At 59.8% G+C, this 16,062-nt stretch carries 12 protein-coding genes; 7 read left to right on the top strand and 5 right to left on the bottom strand.

Going from position 1 to position 16,062, the window contains the following annotated elements; translation table 11 throughout:
* Positions 1-84: 84 nt before the first annotated feature.
* Complete coding sequence (gene mgtE / locus KI617_RS18655) at positions 85-1,527, top strand: magnesium transporter (protein WP_226448882.1); 1,443 nt, start codon at positions 85-87, stop codon at positions 1,525-1,527.
* 90 nt (positions 1,528-1,617) lie between these two features.
* Here the strand turns inward: mgtE and sugE are convergent, their stop codons facing one another.
* Genes sugE through thiD form a run of 4 tightly spaced genes read right to left on the bottom strand, consistent with a single transcriptional unit; the run spans position 1,618 to position 4,730 of the window.
* On the bottom strand, positions 1,618-1,956 hold the full coding sequence (sugE, locus tag KI617_RS18650; RefSeq protein WP_226448880.1) for a quaternary ammonium compound efflux SMR transporter SugE: 339 nt from the start codon (positions 1,954-1,956) through the stop codon (positions 1,618-1,620).
* Complete coding sequence (gene hemL / locus KI617_RS18645; RefSeq protein ID WP_226448878.1) at positions 1,953-3,236, bottom strand: glutamate-1-semialdehyde 2,1-aminomutase; 1,284 nt, start codon at positions 3,234-3,236, stop codon at positions 1,953-1,955. Before hemL ends, sugE begins: the two co-directional genes overlap by 4 nt.
* Positions 3,233-3,868: a thiamine phosphate synthase gene (thiE, locus tag KI617_RS18640; protein ID WP_226448876.1), complete on the bottom strand. Its 636-nt coding sequence runs from the start codon at positions 3,866-3,868 to the stop codon at positions 3,233-3,235. The genes hemL and thiE overlap by 4 nt, the downstream gene beginning before the upstream one ends.
* Complete coding sequence (thiD, locus tag KI617_RS18635; RefSeq protein WP_226448874.1) at positions 3,855-4,730, bottom strand: bifunctional hydroxymethylpyrimidine kinase/phosphomethylpyrimidine kinase; 876 nt, start codon at positions 4,728-4,730, stop codon at positions 3,855-3,857. The genes thiE and thiD overlap by 14 nt, the downstream gene beginning before the upstream one ends.
* Positions 4,731-4,958: 228 nt before the next feature.
* Between thiD and KI617_RS18630 the strand changes: the two genes are divergently transcribed.
* From KI617_RS18630 to KI617_RS18610, 5 genes are read left to right on the top strand one after another with little or no spacing between them, the layout of a single operon-like run.
* Complete coding sequence (locus KI617_RS18630) at positions 4,959-5,333, top strand: response regulator (RefSeq protein WP_226451914.1); 375 nt, start codon at positions 4,959-4,961, stop codon at positions 5,331-5,333.
* 14 nt (positions 5,334-5,347) lie between these two features.
* Entirely contained in the window at positions 5,348-5,713 is a 366-nt protein-coding gene (locus tag KI617_RS18625) for a response regulator transcription factor (RefSeq protein ID WP_226448872.1), read from the top strand.
* A 4-nt stretch (positions 5,714-5,717) separates the two neighbouring features.
* On the top strand, positions 5,718-6,230 hold the full coding sequence (locus tag KI617_RS18620; RefSeq protein ID WP_226448870.1) for a chemotaxis protein CheW: 513 nt from the start codon (positions 5,718-5,720) through the stop codon (positions 6,228-6,230).
* A gap of 37 nt (positions 6,231-6,267) precedes the next feature.
* A complete protein-coding gene (locus KI617_RS18615; RefSeq protein WP_226448868.1) occupies positions 6,268-8,385 on the top strand; it encodes a methyl-accepting chemotaxis protein in 2,118 nt (705 codons plus the stop codon).
* Positions 8,386-8,407: 22 nt separating this feature from the next.
* Positions 8,408-14,050, top strand: a complete 5,643-nt coding sequence (locus tag KI617_RS18610; protein WP_226448866.1) for a hybrid sensor histidine kinase/response regulator — start codon at positions 8,408-8,410, stop codon at positions 14,048-14,050.
* On the opposite strand, the gene KI617_RS18605 is transcribed toward KI617_RS18610, so the two are convergent.
* Positions 14,047-15,459: a cryptochrome/photolyase family protein gene (locus KI617_RS18605; RefSeq protein WP_226448864.1), complete on the bottom strand. Its 1,413-nt coding sequence runs from the start codon at positions 15,457-15,459 to the stop codon at positions 14,047-14,049. The two genes, KI617_RS18610 and KI617_RS18605, sit on opposite strands and share 4 nt — an antisense overlap.
* 38 nt (positions 15,460-15,497) lie before the next feature.
* Between KI617_RS18605 and KI617_RS18600 the strand changes: the two genes are divergently transcribed.
* Positions 15,498-16,058 (top strand): YqgE/AlgH family protein, encoded by a 561-nt coding sequence (locus KI617_RS18600; RefSeq protein ID WP_226448862.1) that lies wholly within the window; start codon positions 15,498-15,500, stop codon positions 16,056-16,058.
* Positions 16,059-16,062 lie beyond the last annotated feature (4 nt).

Here is a 16,062-nt window from a genome sequence, read left to right as displayed (position 1 = left end):
AATACGGGTTTTCCGCAGTGATTTTGTAAGGGTCCGGTTATTCGCCCGGTGCTAAAATGGCCCACCATTTTGCGGCACCGCACCATGAGCGAAGAAGCCCAGCTGACCGATACCGAAGACTTGCAGGAGCGCCTCGCCGAGGTACAGACCCTGCTCGCCCGGCACAAGCTGGTCGAGGGTTTGGTGCACCGGCAGGAAGGCCCGCGCCACGATCTGGTTGAGGACATTGTCCACAAGCAGCATCTGAACGAGCTGCAGGCCAAACTTGAGCCGATGCACCCGGCGGATATCGCCTACGTGCTCGAAGCGCTGCCTACCGACGAACGTTTGATCGTCTGGGGCTTGGTCAATCCGGAGCTCGAAGGCGAAATCCTGCTCGAAGTCTCGGATGCGGTTCGGGAAACGCTGATCGACTCGATGGAGCGCACCGAGCTGGTCGCTGCCGCCGAAACGCTCGATGCCGATGAACTGGCCGACCTCGCGCCCGACTTGCCGCAAGGCGTTATCGACGACGTTTTCCGGGGTTTGCCGATCGAAGAGCGCGAGCAGTTGCGCGCGGCGATGTCCTATCCCGAAGAGTCGGTCGGCTCGATCATGGATTTCGACATGGTCACCGTGCGCGAAGACGTGTCGCTGGAAGTCGTGCTGCGCTACCTCCGTCGTTTCGACGAGTTGCCGGACCACACGGACCAGTTGTTCGTCGTTGATCGGGACGAACACCTGAAGGGTGTGCTGCCCTTGAATATTCTGCTGGTCAACGAAGTCGAGGTTGAAGTCGGCAGCTTGATGCAGACCGATTTTGTCGAATTTGAACCGGATGACCTGGCCGAAGAGGCCGCCAAGGCCTTCGAGCGTTACGATCTGGTTTCGGCGCCGGTGCTCGATCCGGAAGGCAAGCTGGTTGGTCGCGTCACCGTCAACGCGGTGGTGGACTTCATTCGTGAAGAAGCAGACAGCGAGCAACTGGCGCAGGCCGGTCTGAAGGAAGAGGAAGACATCTTCGCCTCGGTCTGGGATTCGGTGAAAAACCGTTGGGCCTGGCTGGCGGTCAATCTGGTCACCGCCTTCGTTGCCTCGCGGGTGATCGGTGCTTTCGAGGATTCCATCGAGAAGCTGGTCGCGTTGGCGGCGCTGATGCCGATTGTTGCCGGTATCGGCGGCAACTCCGGCAACCAGACGATCACCATGATCGTCCGGGCCATCGCCATGGGGCAGGTTCAGCCTGATGCCATGCGCCGTTTGCTGCGCAAGGAGCTGGGTGTGGCTTCCATCAACGGTGTGATCTGGGGCAGCTTGCTCGGTATTGCCGCCTGGTGGCTCTATGGCAGCCCTCAACTCGGCTTCGTGATGACTTCGGCGATGACCCTGAATCTGCTGCTGGCCGCCTCGGCGGGTGTCGGCATTCCGCTGCTCCGCCAGAAATTCGGCGCCGACCCGGCCGTTGGTGGCTCGGTGATGATCACAGCACTGACCGATTCGGGCGGCTTTTTCATTTTCCTCGGACTGGCGACGCTGTTCCTGATGTAGGGCCATCACCGGCCGCCCCTTTCAGTTTTCCATTTTCCCCCACCCAAAGTGACTAAGGCCCTGTAGCCATTGGGCGCGTGACCGTGGAACTCAGTGCGAGTCAGGCGATAGGAGCTTCAAGCCGGCAATGCCCGCTACGATGAGCCCGATGCTGACTAGCCGTGCCACTTCTTTCGATTCGCCGAACAGGAACATGCCGAGGATCGCCGTGCCGACTGCACCGATGCCGGTCCATACGGCATAGGCCGTGCCCAGTGGCAGTACTTTGAGTGACCAGCCGAGCAGGATGACGCTGGCGGCCATTGCCAGCAGTGTCGCGGCCGAGGGCCACAGGCGACTGAAACCCTCGGTATATTTGAGCCCGACCGCCCAGCCGATCTCGCAGAGGCCGGCGACGAACAGGATCAGCCAGGCGGAACCCGAGCTCACTTCAGTGTGGCGAAGTAGGCGTCAGCTGCGGCGATGGTTGCCGCGATGTCGGCATCGGAGTGAGCGGCCGAGACGAAACCGGCTTCGAAGGCCGACGGTGCGAAGTAGTGACCCGCATCGAGCATGGCGTGGAAGAAGCGGTTGAAAGCTTCCTTGTCGCAGGCCAGGACTTCGTTGTAGGTGCCGGGGCATTTCTCGGCGAAGTAAAGGCCGAACATGCCGCCGATGTTCTGGGCACTGAAGGCGACGCCATGTTTTTTCGCCGCGGCAACCAGACCATCGCACAGCGCCTTGGTCTTGGCGGTCAGGTTTTCGTAAAAGCCGGGCGCCTGAATGAGCTTCAAAGTGGCCAGCCCAGCGGCCGTGGCGATCGGGTTGCCGGACAGCGTGCCGGCCTGATAGACCGGACCGAGCGGGGCGATCTGCTCCATGATTTCGCGCTTGCCACCGAAGGCGCCGAGCGGCATGCCACCGCCGACCACCTTGCCGAAGGTGGACAGGTCCGGCGTGATGCCGAACAGGCCCTGCGCGCTTTTCAGTGCGACGCGGAAACCGGTCATGACTTCGTCGAAAATCAGCACCGAGCCGTTTTTCGTGCACAGATCGCGCATGGCTTTGAGGAATTCCGGCGTCGGGGCGATCAGGTTCATGTTGCCAACGACCGGTTCAACGATGACAGCAGCGATCTTGTCGCCATGTTTGGCGAAGGCGTCGGCCAGTTCCTGCGGGTCGTTGTAGGTCAGCACCATGGTGTTTTCGGCCACGCCGGCCGGGACGCCGCTTGACGAAGGATTGCCGAAGGTCAGCAGGCCGGAACCGGCTTTTACGAGCAGACCGTCGGAATGGCCGTGGTAGCAGCCTTCAAACTTGATCAGCACGTCACGACCGGTGTAGCCGCGGGCCAGACGGATGGCGCTCATCGTCGCTTCGGTGCCCGAGGAAACCAGACGCACCATGTCCATCGACGGCACCAGTTCGCACAGCAGGTCGGCGATGTCGACTTCCTTCTCGGTCGGCGCGCCGAAGGACAGACCATCGACCACGGCCGCCTGAACGGCGGCGATGACGTCCGGATGGGCGTGGCCGAGGATCATCGGCCCCCACGAGCCAACGTAGTCGGTGTACCACTTGCCGTCAGCATCCTGAACTTTGGGGCCGACGCCCTTCTGGAAGAAACAGGGCGTGCCGCCGACCGAGCGGAAGGCGCGGACCGGCGAATTGACGCCGCCGGGAATGTGGCGCTGGGCGCGTTCGAACAGTTGCTGGTTGCGAGTGGTCATGACTGGGCTTCCTCGAAAAGACGTTGATAGGCGGCAGCGCGCGCCGTGATGTCGGGCGCGCTGAACAGGTCGGTGATGACGGCGAGCAGGTCGGCGCCAGCGGCGATCAGGGGCGGGGCGTTATCCAGCGTGATGCCGCCGATGGCGCAGCTTGCTGCCATCAGGGTGGTTTTAGCCTGCATAAACAGGTCGGTCGTGGCCGTTGCCGCCTGTGGCTTGGTTGGGGATGGATAAACGGCACCAAAGGCGATGTAGTCGGCACCCGCCTGGCTGGCCGTCTCGGCGGCTGCAAAGTCGGCGTAGCAAGAGGCGCCGAGGATTTTGTCCGGGCCGAGAATGGCGCGGGCTGCCGCCAGATTGCCATCATCCTTGCCGAGGTGCACGCCATCGGCGTGGGCCAGCGCGGCCAGTGCCAGATCGTCGTTGATCAGCAATATTGCACCAAAGCGGCGAGTCAGGTCGCGCAGCGCTTGGGCGCGGGCGACCTGCTCCGACATCAGGCTGAGTTTGTCACGGTATTGCACGATGCGGCAGCCGCCGGCCAGCGCTGCTTCGACATTGGCGAGCAGCCGGGTACCGTCGGCGCAGTCGGGTGTGACAGCGTAGAGGCCGCGGAGTTTATTCATGGGCATCGGGCTGTGTTTCAGGAGTGCTCTCTTCGACGGCATCATCCGTGCTGCGCGCCCAGAAAAAACGGTCCGGGATGAACTGGCCCATGCCGGCACGAAAGCCATTTTTCAGTGTCTGCCACGTGTAGTCCTGCGCATCGCGCACGGCATCCTCGACGCTCGCTCCGCCAGCAATACAGCCGGCGATGGCCGAGGCCAGTGTGCATCCGGACCCGTGATAGCTGCCCGGCAGGCGTTCCCACTCATCGCGGCGGATGGCACCATCCGGGCCATACAGTGTATTGATGACCTGCGCCGTGTTTTCATGGGTTCCGGTAATCAGCACATACTGCGCGCCCATTTCAATCAGGCGCTGGGCGCAGATGTCGATCGACGGTTCGCTGTCATCTTCGTCGCTTTCGGCTAGGCGTCGGGCTTCGGGTGCATTCGGTGTAAGTAGCGTGGTCTGGGGCAGCAGCATTTCGCGGATGGCCGAGATGATCTCTTCGCCCGACAAATCGTCGCCACGTCCGGATGCCAGCACCGGGTCAAGAATCAGCGGGATTTCCGGGTAGTCGGAAACAATTTCGGCCACAGCCAGCACGTTCTCGACGCTGCCCAGCACGCCAATCTTGAAGGCGACGACCGGCATGTCTTCGAGGATGGTTCTGGCCTGCTGCTCGACCAGTTCGGCGCTGAGCGGATGCACGCTTTGCACGCCGACCGTGTCCTGGACCGTAACGGCGGTCAGTGCGGTCAGTGGGTGGCAGCCGAGACTGGCCAGGGTCAGTAGATCGGCCTGGATGCCAGCGCCGGAGGACGGGTCGCTGGCTGCGAAAACAAGAACCAGCGGCGGGCTGGGGGGAGTGGCGGTGCTGGCAGTCATCGATATTCGCGCCCTTGGCGGTCGCGAAGGGAATTGGGTAAGATGGGATCGATTTTATCCGAATCTTGTAGTTGCCGAAGCCATCATCGGAATGCCGAGACACTGTTACCGCTATTGATTTGCCGTAATAGTTCCGTAGTATGATGTACTGATAGCGATAGCGCCTCAACAGAGGCCGAGGGGGCAGGGAAATTGGCTGATTTATCCAGATTGCGCGGCGTCAGGGTTATGGTCATCGACGACAGCAACACCATACGGCGTAGCGCCGAGATTTTTCTCGTCCAGGCCGGGTGTCAGGTCGTTCTGGCTGAAGACGGGTTTGACGCGCTGGCCAAGATTGCCGATCACCAGCCCAGCGTGATCTTCTGCGACATCATGATGCCTCGTCTGGATGGCTATCAGACCTGTTCCCTGATCAAGAAAAACCCACGTTTCAAGGCCACGCCAGTGATCATGCTCTCCTCCAAGGATGGCCTGTTCGACCGGGCGCGGGGGCGTATGGTCGGTTCCGATCAGTACCTGACCAAACCATTTACCAAAGATAGCCTGCTGCAGACGGTTGCCGCCTTCGCATTGCCGGCTGAAACAGAATCCAATTCGTAGTCCAGGAAGAAAAGATGCCCGTCAAGAATATTCTCGTTGTTGATGATTCCCCAACCGAACGTTTTTTTACGGTTGATGTGCTGACCAAGGCCGGTTACCAGGTTTCCACCGCTGAAACTGGCGAAGAAGGTATTGCCAAGGCCAAGGCCACCAAGCCGGATCTGATCCTGATGGACGTCGTGATGCCCGGCCTGAATGGTTATCAGGCGACGCGCACATTGACCCGTGATGACGAAACGAAGGGAATCCCCATCATCGTCTGCACCTCCAAGGGGCAAGAGACCGACAAGATCTGGGGTTTGCGTCAGGGGGCAATCGACTATCTGGTCAAGCCCCTGAATCCGGAAGAACTGTTGCAACGTATCGCCGCGCTGCCATAGCCAAATGGCCCGGAAAACCAGTCTTCGCGATTTTCAGGAGTACCTGGCATCCCGTTTGAGCCAAGCGGCGCTGGGTAAGGGTTCGGCATCCTGGCTTGGGGTGGAAGCGGGTGGTGAGGCTTGGCTGGTCGATCTTTCAGATGGCGGTGAGATCGTTCAGGCATCCCAGATGGCGCCGGTGCCGCTGACCCGTCCATGGTTTGTCGGGATATCCAATATCCGTGGCAATCTGCACGCGGTCAGTGATTTTTCGTTGTTCCGCGGTGGTCCGCCGATCGTTCAGAATGCCAATGCCCGCTTGCTGTTGATTGGCGCGCGTTACGGTATCAATGCGGCGCTGCTGGTGTCGCGAATGCTTGGTTTGAAGAATCCCGAAGATTTCACTCCTGAGGCGGCAGATGCGTCCATGCCAGCCTGGGGGGCGCAGCGTTTTGCCGATACGCACGGAAAAATCTGGCACAAACTGTCGGTTCGCGAATTGCTCGCCGATCAGGATTTCATGAACATCGGGGTTTGAAGAGGGCATTAGCCCCTAACCCTAGCGGAGGATTTCCATGGCTTTCAGCTTCAAGTTTCCGAAAATTGGCGATGCCGGGAAGGGCGGGGCTCCGATGACCGTCTCAGCGGATGCTTCAACCCCGGCGAGATTGCCGTTGCCCGCCTTCCTGGCAGGGCAGCCGGTCATTCAACAGATGAAAACGCTGGGCGCCATTTTCGTCGCCCTGCTGTTGCTGATTGCAGCTCTGGTCTTTCATGACAATCGGGAATCGACTCACAATACCGCCTATATCGCGGCATCGGGTGAAATGCGCATGCTTTCCCAGCGGCTGGCCAAGGCTTCGTCGCTGGCGCTTCAGGGTAACGCCGTTGCTTTCGGGCAATTGAAGGAGTCGCGGGATACCTTTGCCAAACTGCTCGAGCAACTGAGCAATGGTGGTGAAATCGGTACTGTCAGCGTTCCTGCTTCGCCGAGTAATGTTCGCCCGCAGTTGGATACACTCGCCGAGCGCTGGGTTTCGACTGACAAAGATTCGGAAACCGTGATTGGCCAGGAGAAAAACCTGGTTGCACTGGGCAAGAGCGTTGCGCTGATCGATAACAACAATTCAACGATGCTTGAACTGACCGAGCAGATTGCGACACTGAAATTGCAGTCAGGTGCGGCTTCGCGTGAAATTGCTGCGGCCAACCAGTTGGTCATGTTGACGCAGCGGATTGCCAAGAATGCGTCCGCACTGCTGGTCGGTAATGAAATCAATCCTGAAGTGGCCTTCCTGCTCGGCAAGGACACCAATGCCTTCCGTGACATTCTCAGTGGCTTGACCAAGGGCGGGGCCGATGCGGATACCCGTGCCAAGCTGGACGAACTGGACGGTGCTTTCAAGGAGTATCAGGGGGCTATTGCCAGCATTCTCGGCAATATGCAGCCACTCGTTCTTTCCAAGCAGGCCGGGTCGCGCATTTTCCGCGAAAGCGAGGATCTGCTGAAAGCGACGGATGAACTGGCGCTGGGTTACCAAAGTGCATTGTCTGAACGTGGCTTGTACATTGTGCTGTTGATCGTGCTGACGATTGGCGCCATTGCTACGCTGGCTTTGCTCGCCAAGACCTACCTCGCCGACACCGAGCGTCGTGCCGAAGCGGCCGAAGAGCAACGACATGCGGCTGACCAGACCAACCGTGACAATCAGGACGCCATTCTGCGTCTGATGAACGAACTGGGTGACCTCGCGGATGGTGACTTGACTGTAACTGCGACAGTGAGCGAGAACATCACGGGCGCCATTGCCGACTCGATTAACTACACCATTGAAGAACTTCGCGTGCTGGTCGGCCGGATCAATGACGCGGCGAATCGTGTGACGGCAGCGACAGAAATCGCCCGCTTGAACTCGGCACAGCTGCTTGATGCTGCTGAACGGCAATCGACAGAAATTCAGGAGGCCGGTCAGTCCGCGCTGGAAATGGCGCGTTCGATGACTGAGGTTTCGGGCAGTGCAACGCAGTCCGCCCAGGTTGCCCGGCAATCGCTGACCGCTGCTGAAAAGGGTACGCAAGCGGTGCAGGATTCCATCAAGGGCATGAATGAAATTCGTAACCAGATTCAGGAAACCTCAAAGCGGATCAAACGACTCGGCGAAAGTTCGCAGGAGATCGGTGAAATCGTGGAGCTGATTTCCGACATTACCGAACAGACCAACGTGCTGGCTCTGAACGCCGCTATTCAGGCAGCTTCCGCCGGTGATGCGGGCCGCGGCTTTACGGTGGTTGCCGAGGAGGTGCAGCGACTGGCTGAACGTTCCGCCGAAGCAACCAAGCAGATTGCGGCGATTGTGAAGACGATTCAGACCGATACCCAGGATGCCGTTTCGGCTATGGAACAGTCGACCCGAGGCGTGGTCGAAGGGGCCAAGCTGTCTGATGCAGCCGGTCAGGCGCTGTCGGAAATTGGTCAGGTGTCGCGTGATCTGGCCGACCTGATTCAGGATATTTCCAGTTCGACGCAGAATCAGGCCGATTCCGCCAGTCAGGTGGCTCGTCTGATGCAGGACATTCTTCATGTCACCGAACAGACGACGGCCGGTACGCAGCGTACTGCCGAGGCTGTTGACGAACTGACCGCACTGGCTTCCGAACTGAAGGGTTCCGTCGCTGGCTTCAAGGTGGATTGACGGACATCGATCGCGAGAGACTATGAACGCGGCAACTGAATTTGATTTGGGCCCCCTGACCTGGGTCAAGGGTGAGATTGATCTGGCACTGGAACGGGCAGAGGAGGCTTTTAGCCTGCATGTCTCGGGTGCCGACGACACGCAGCTCAAGTTTTGCCGCACCCATGTTCACCAGGTGCATGGCGCATTGGCGATTGTTGGGCTGGATGGCATAACGCAGGTCACCGAGTCGCTGGAATCCTTGCTCTCGGCAATGGAGGATGGTCGGCAGGCATCTGATGATGCGGCTGTTGCGGCCGTTCATCAGGCCTTGGCGGGAATACGCCTCTATCTTGATGAGCTGATGGCCGGCGAGCCCAACCAGCCGCTTCGCCTGCTACCGGTCTATCTCGCATTGGCCAAGGTCCGTGGGTTGCCGATGGCGCGGGCCAGTGATCTGTTTTTCCCTGATCTCTCGTTGCGCCCACCCAAGCGGGTCACTGCCGGCAAACACTTGGCACAGGATGAACTGCGCCAGTTGCTGAAGGCCGAGCGGGGACGTTACCAGAAAGGCCTGCTCTGCTGGCTGACCAAGCCGGCTGAAGCCGAGGCGGGGCGCCAGATGATGCTGGCTGCCCTGGCGGGTATCGAGGCCACTCAGGAAACTCCGGCGGCGCGATCATTCTGGTGGACTGCCCAGGCTTTTATCGAGGCTTTGAAAGATCCGGCCGTCAGTGCTGATGGTTCGGTTCGTCAGGTCAGTGCTCGCATCGACCTGCAGATTCGTCGTTTGCTCGAAGGGTCAAGCAGTCTTGCCGAACGCCTGATGCGTGAAGCGCTCTATCACGTTGCTCAAGCGCCGGCCGGCTTGAGCAATGTTGTAACGCAGGTTCAGTCGACCTTCAGCTTGCCGTCACAGCTTCCCTCCGCCGCTGCGACTGCAACCTTGCCGCAGGATGCCGTGCTGCGCCGCCTGCGCGAGGTGCTGGGCAGTGTCGAAGAATCGTGGAACAAGGTTTGTGCCGCCGGTAGTCCGGCCAGCCTTGCCGCCTTTGCCGAGCAGGCGAGAAGCGTTGCCAGCCTGACCGAGGAAATTGCTCATACCGACCTGAAACGGCTTGGGCAGGGATTGGGCGCTATAGCCAACTGGCTGACCGAAGACCCGACGCGCCACTCCGATACGGTGGCGATGGAAGTGGCAACGGCCATCCTTCTCTTGCAGAACGCTCAGGAAAGTTTCAAGCGCCTGGGGACCGATTTCGCCCAGCAGGTCGATCTGATGGTTGCCCGGCTTTACGCGTGCATTGCGGGCCGACCTGCGACCGACGAAGCGCTGCCCTTGCTCGACGAAATGACCCGTCGGGCTCAGGAAAAGCTACTGATCAGTCAGGTCGCCCGGGAAATTCAGAACAATCTGGCGCAAGTCGAGCAATCGCTCGATGCCTTCTTCAGAGATCCCTCGGCCGAGCACGATCTGGCACCACTTGATGGGCCACTGAAACAGATCGCCGGTGCGCTGGCGATGCTCGGCCACATGGGCGCAACGGCCAGCGTCAAGGATTGCGGAGAGCAAATCCATCGCTTTGCCGAGCCGGGTTCCACCCATTCGCCGGAAGATTTCGAGAAAATCGCCCAGCAGTTGTCCATCCTTGGCTTCTTTGTCGATGCCTTGCCCAGTGGAGAAACCGATTTCGAGGCTTTCGTCAATCGGATACAGGGTTCCAAGGCGATTGATGAAGAGGCTGACGATCTCTCCGCAGAGAGCGAGTTGGCGCCTAGTGTCGAAACGCAACTGGCCCAGCAGGCACGCGATACTCATGCCCTGGTTGCAGCGCTGAAAGAGACACCGGAAGACGAGCGTCTGCAGCAGGAGCTCAAGCAGAATCTGCAGGCGCTCAAGCAGGATGCCGATCTCGTGGCGAATCATGAGTTGGGAGAAACTGCCAAGGCGGCCCTGGAAGCGTTGAAAACCGGTGATCTGGCCGGCGAAAGTGTTGACGCCGCGCTGGCAGCCCTGAAGCCTCAGCAGCCAGAGGTGACTGCCCCTTCGGCCGAAACGCTTCAGCTTGCCGAATCGACCCACGAGGCAATCGACGCCGAACTGCTGTCGATTTTCCTTGAGGAAGCCAACGAAGTCCTGGCCACGATGAGTGAGCAGAAGACCTTGCTCGTCGCTGATCCGCATAATGTTGAAGCGCTGACGACAATTCGTCGTTCCACGCACACCCTCAAGGGCAGTGGGCGCATGGTCGGTTTGAATGACCTGGGCGAAGCCGCGTGGGAAATCGAACAGACCTTGAATATCTGGTTGCGCCAGGATCAGTGGGCAACGCCGGAACTGATGCAGATGATCGAGGACGAACATGCGTTGTTCTCGACCTGGGTGCGGTATCTTGAATCCGGCGAGGGCATGGCACCAGATCCGTCTGCGCTGGTCGCCCTGGCCGGCCGCCTGCGTGGCCTTGAACCAGCTCCCGTCGCTGTGGCGCCGGTAGAAGTTGAACCGCTTGTTACAGAGCAAATCCAACTGCCGGAACCGGAACCGGAACCGGAACCGGAACCGGAACCGGAACCGGAGGCTGAGGCTGAGGCTGAGGCTGAGGCTGAGGCTGAGGCTGAGGCTGAGGCTGCGATCGGTGTGTTCGGTGTAGAGCAGATTGTTGTGCCTGAGTCGACTGTTGCCGAGGAATTGCCTGAGGTCATAGACTTCGCAGCGGTTCCGGAACCCGATTTGCTCCAGTTGGCGCCGGAGATGGATGGTGGCGCGCCCGAAGTGGAGCAGTTCGTTGCCGCAGAATTGCCCGTTGCCGAGGCGTTGCCTGAAGTCATAGAGCTCGTGGCTGTTCCGGAAGATGAGTCGCTCCCGCCGACTGAAGAGCCTGAACCAGAGGTCGTGTTGCCGAGCATTCCGGCGATGGTCACGGCATCGCCAACTTTGTACGATATCTTCCGCGATGAAGCACGCGGCTATCTGCAGACGTTGGTCGACAGCTACGCAGTGCTCGATGCCAATCCGTCCGGGCCCACGACTTTCGAAATGACGCGTGCTGCCCATACCCTCGGTGGTATTGCTGCCACCGTTGGCCTGATGCCACTGCATCGCCTGGCCCTTGCGCTTGAGCACGCCTTGTTGCGCCGCGATGGTTCGGCTCACCCGGAGAGTATCGAAGGGCTGGAAACCGTGCGGCAGAGCATTATTACCCTCGAGGGGATGTTCGACGCACTGGCGCAGCAGCGGGCGCCGGACGAGCAGCAACAACTGATTTCTGCACTGGATGACATCTATCATCCCGCGCCTGTTGAGGAGTCGGTTCCGCCGACAAGCGCCGAGATCATTCAACTGCCGGGTACGCAGAGTGCCGTGGCAGAAATCGAGCCGGAGCCTGCTGCAATTGCACCCGCACCGGTCTTGCCCCAACTGACTGATGAATTCGACGAACAGCTACTGCCCATCTTCCTTGAAGAAGCCGTTGATCTGACGCGTGACCTGACGGCGCAACTTCGCGCCTGGCGCGGTGATCCGGCTGGCGCCGCGGCGCCCAAGGCCATTGCCCGTCTGATGCATACCTTCAAGGGTAGTGCCCGGATGGCAGGGGCGATGAACCTCGGTGAAGTAACGCACATGCTCGAAGCCCGGGTCGAAGAGGCCATGCGGGCAGGTCAGGCAACGCCGGTGTTCATTGACGAAATTGAAACCGGGTGCGACGCCCTGGTGCAAGCGGTTGAACGCTTGCGTGCCGGGCCGCAGGAAGCCGTCGTTGAGGAAGTTCCCGCGGTCACTGGCGAAACGACGGCACCTGCGGTCGTGCAGCCTCTTCATGTCGAAGCGGAAGCGGAAACCGATGCCGCCGGCCAACGCGCCACGCTGCGTGTACGAGCTGACCTGATTGATCGCTTGGTCAATGAAGCGGGCGAATTGTCCATTGCCCGGACCCGGATCGAAGGTGAAATGCGCAGCCTGAAAGGCTCGCTGCTTGAATTGACAGAAAACGTCATTCGTCTGCGTCGTCAGTTGCGCGAAATTGAAATTCAGGCTGAGTCGCAGATTCAGGCGCACGTTGCACATACTCCGGAAGGCGATGCTGATTTCGATCCGCTGGAGCTTGATCGCTTCACGCGCTTCCAGGAATTGACGCGCTTCATGGCCGAATCGGTCAATGACGTGGCAACCGTTCAGCAAAACCTCCTGAAGAATCTCGATGACGCCAATGCTGCGATTCTGGCGCAGTCGCGCCTGAATCGCAGCCTGCAGCAAGAACTCATGGGCGTGCGCATGTTGCCGTTCGCCAGCCAGACAGAGCGCCTGTATCGTATCGTCCGGCAGACCGCCAAGGAAACCGGCAAGCGGGCCAATCTGGATATTATCGGTGGCCAGGTCGATATCGACCGCTCGGTGCTCGACAAGATGCTGGCGCCGATTGAGCACATGCTGCGCAATGCTGTGACGCACGGTATCGAAGAGCGCGATCAGCGTCTTGCTGCCGGCAAGCAGGAGGCGGGCGAAATCGTCGTCAAGATCGCCCAGGAAGGCAATGAAATCATTCTTGCCATGTCCGACGACGGCAAGGGGCTGGATACTACTCGCATCCGCGCCCGTGCCGAGGCCATGGGCCTGCTCCAGCCAGGGCAGGCAGCCGATGAGGCAACGCTGTACGACTTCATCTTCCAGCCAGGTTTCTCGACGGCGACTGAGCTGACCCAGTTGGCTGGTCGTGGTGTCGGTATGGACGTCGTGAAGACGGAAGTCGCAGAACTCGGCGGGCGCATTGAAATCCTGTCGGAGGCTGGGCGTGGAACGACCTTCCGCCTCTACCTGCCGCTGACGCTGGCGGTGACACAGACCTTGTTGATCCGGGCTGGCAGCCACCTCTACGCAGTACCTTCAACGATGATCGAACAGGTCATGGAAATGAAGGAAAAGGCACTGGCTGCGTACCGCGAGCAAGGCGAAGTGACCTGGCAGGGCAATCGTTACCCCTTCCAATACCTGCCGCATCTGCTCGGTGACACCGAGGCAGTGCCGGAATTGCATCGCCAATACTGGGTGCTGTTGCTGCGCTCGGGTTCGCAACGGGTGGCGATTCTGGTCGATGAGCTCAAGGGTAATCAGGAAGTTGTCGTCAAAAATATTGGTGTGCAACTGGCGCGGGTGGTCGGTATCGCTGGTGCCACGGTGCTTGGCGACGGTCGAGTCGTGCTGATCCTGAATCCGGTGGCATTGGCCAGCCGCGTGCCGGTGCTCGGTGCGCCAGCTGCAGTGGCGGCTGTACCGGCGGCGCCGGAGCCAGTCGCCACGGCGATGGAAACCCAGCCGACGGTGATGGTGGTTGACGACTCGCTGACGGTGCGCAAGATTACCAGCCGCCTGCTGATGCGCGAAGGTTATCAGGTCATCCTGGCCAAGGATGGCGTCGATGCCCTGGAGCAACTGATCGACGTGATGCCGGATGTTATTCTGTCCGACATCGAAATGCCGCGCATGGACGGCTTCGATCTGGTGCGCAATATTCGTGCTGAGGAGCGTCTGCGTTCTGTGCCGATCATCATGATCACCTCACGGACGGCCGACAAGCATCGCAACTACGCGCTGGAAATCGGGGCTAACCACTACCTCGGCAAGCCCTACGACGAAGTGGAATTGCTCAGCCTCGTCGAAGGCTATACCAAGGAAAGACGGGCCCACTAGGCCTGTTTCTTGACGACTGCGTAACGGGCCAGGGTCTCATCCCTGGCCGTTGCGTGATCGATGATCGGCGCCGGGTAGTCACGGCCGATCACCACCCCTAGGGCTTCCTGCTCGATGCGTCCCATCTTCCATGGTGCATGAATGTACTTGTCCGGCACTTTGGCCAGCTCCGGTACGTAGCGGCGGATGAACTTGCCTTCTGCATCGAATTTTTCAGACTGCGTGATCGGATTGAAAATCCGGAAATAGGGCTGGGCATCGCAGCCGCTTGATGAGGCCCACTGCCAGCCACCGTTGTTGGCCGACAGATCGAAGTCGTTGAGTTGCTCGGCGAAATATTGCTCACCGAGTCGCCAGTCCAGGCCGAGATCCTTGGTCAGGAAGGAGGCGACCACCATGCGCAGGCGGTTGTGCATCCAGCCGCTGTGATTGAGCTGGCGCATGGCAGCATCGACTAGCGGATAACCGGTGCGACCCTCGCACCAGGCCGCAAATGCCTCGGGGCGATTGGCCCACTGAATCGCATCGTATTCCGGCTTGAAGGCATGTCCGACGACATGGGGGAAGTGGTCGAGAATCATGAAGTAGAAGTCGCGCCAGATCAGTTCACTGAGCCAGGTGTCGGCCTTTTGTTCCAGCGCCTTGCGCACCAGTTGGCGAATCGAGATCGTCCCGAAGCGCAGATGGACGGACAGATAGGAGACGCCTTTCACGGCAGGAAAGTCACGCAAGCTGCCATAGCGCACGATACGGCCGCCGGCAAAATCATCCCAAAGTGCCTCGGCGCCGGACATGCCCGGCTGGATGCCGAGTTGGACAAGATCAGTGGGAGTGAAGCCGATCTCATCTAGCCTTGGAACGCCTGCCAGCTCCTGGCCGGCCAGTTGCCCAGTGCAGGGCCAGGTGGCGCAGTCGGCTGCGGTCAGGCGTTTCAGCCAGGCATTCTTGTAGGGCGTGAAGACAGAAAAGGCTTTCCCCGCCTGCGTTAGTACTTCATCGCCGTCAAAAATGGCTTGATCCTTGAAGCCGTGGAAGGCAATGCCGTCAGCCTGGAGTTGTTCGGCCACCAGGGCATCGCGGCGCTTGGCCGAGGGTTCGTAGTCCCGGTTGGTGAAAATGGCCGATACGCCAAGCTGGCTGGCCAGTGCGGGGATTTCGTCGACTGCCCGGCCATGGCGAACGATCAGCCCGCCGCCTTTGGCGCGCAAAGCCATATCCAGCTCAATCAGTGATTCACGGATGAAATGCACCCGGCGGTCGTGGCGTGTGGGCAGCGCGTCGAGGATGTTGCTATCGAAAACAAAGGCGCAATAAACCTGCTGCGCCTCGGCGAGGGCCGCGCTCAGGGCGGCGTGGTCATGGTCACGCAGGTCGCGACGGAACCAGACAAGGGCTTTTTCTTTGTTCATGGTTGGTTTGTACCTCCCCGGCGATTAAAATTCCAGTCATGGACAACGTCAATCTGACCGACAACTTTCTCATTGCCATGCCAACGCTGGAAGATCCGTACTTTTCCAACGCGCTGGTCTATATCTGCGAACACAATGAGAACGGTGCGCTGGGCATCATTGTCAATCGGCCGATCGACATGAATCTGGCCGGGTTGCTTGAAAAAATTGATATCAAGCTGGAGGCGACGAATCTCGCCAACCTGCCGGTTTATTTCGGTGGTCCTGTTCAGCTGGACCGTGGCTTTGTACTCCATCGTCCAATTGGCCAATGGCAGTCCACGCTGGCGGTCAATACCGATGTCGGCCTGACCAGTTCGCGCGATGTGCTGAATTCAGTCGGTAGTGCCGGCTTGCCGGCGGAAATCCTGGTCACCCTGGGTTATGCCGGCTGGGATGCCGGACAGCTTGAAGAAGAACTGGCCCAGAACTCCTGGCTGACCGTGCCGGCCAAGGCCAGCATCCTGTTCGATCTGCCGCCCGAAGAGCGCCTGCCTGCCGCCATGCAGAAACTCGGCATCAGCTTTACCCAGCTTTCCGACGTTGCCGGACACGCCTGAGCCC

The sequence above is a fragment of the Ferribacterium limneticum genome (genome assembly GCF_020510625.1).
In the GTDB taxonomy this organism is placed as follows: domain Bacteria; phylum Pseudomonadota; class Gammaproteobacteria; order Burkholderiales; family Rhodocyclaceae; genus Azonexus; species Azonexus limneticus_A.
The sequence above is the reverse complement of the archived record's forward strand: the minus strand, read 5'-3'. Positions and strand labels throughout refer to the sequence as shown.

Excerpts from the sequence above, each read along its gene's own strand:
- mgtE (WP_226448882.1), top strand. The coding sequence starts at position 85 with ATGAGCGAAGAAGCCCAGCTGACCGATACCGAAGACTTGCAGGAGCGC.
- hemL (WP_226448878.1), bottom strand. The coding sequence starts at position 3,236 with ATGACCACTCGCAACCAGCAACTGTTCGAACGCGCCCAGCGCCACATT.
- thiE (WP_226448876.1), bottom strand. The coding sequence starts at position 3,868 with ATGCCCATGAATAAACTCCGCGGCCTCTACGCTGTCACACCCGACTGC.
- thiD (WP_226448874.1), bottom strand. The coding sequence starts at position 4,730 with ATGACTGCCAGCACCGCCACTCCCCCCAGCCCGCCGCTGGTTCTTGTT.
- KI617_RS18630 (WP_226451914.1), top strand. The coding sequence starts at position 4,959 with ATGGTCATCGACGACAGCAACACCATACGGCGTAGCGCCGAGATTTTT.
- KI617_RS18625 (WP_226448872.1), top strand. The coding sequence starts at position 5,348 with ATGCCCGTCAAGAATATTCTCGTTGTTGATGATTCCCCAACCGAACGT.
- KI617_RS18620 (WP_226448870.1), top strand. The coding sequence starts at position 5,718 with ATGGCCCGGAAAACCAGTCTTCGCGATTTTCAGGAGTACCTGGCATCC.
- KI617_RS18615 (WP_226448868.1), top strand. The coding sequence starts at position 6,268 with ATGGCTTTCAGCTTCAAGTTTCCGAAAATTGGCGATGCCGGGAAGGGC.
- KI617_RS18610 (WP_226448866.1), top strand. The coding sequence starts at position 8,408 with ATGAACGCGGCAACTGAATTTGATTTGGGCCCCCTGACCTGGGTCAAG.
- KI617_RS18605 (WP_226448864.1), bottom strand. The coding sequence starts at position 15,459 with ATGAACAAAGAAAAAGCCCTTGTCTGGTTCCGTCGCGACCTGCGTGAC.
- KI617_RS18600 (WP_226448862.1), top strand. The coding sequence starts at position 15,498 with ATGGACAACGTCAATCTGACCGACAACTTTCTCATTGCCATGCCAACG.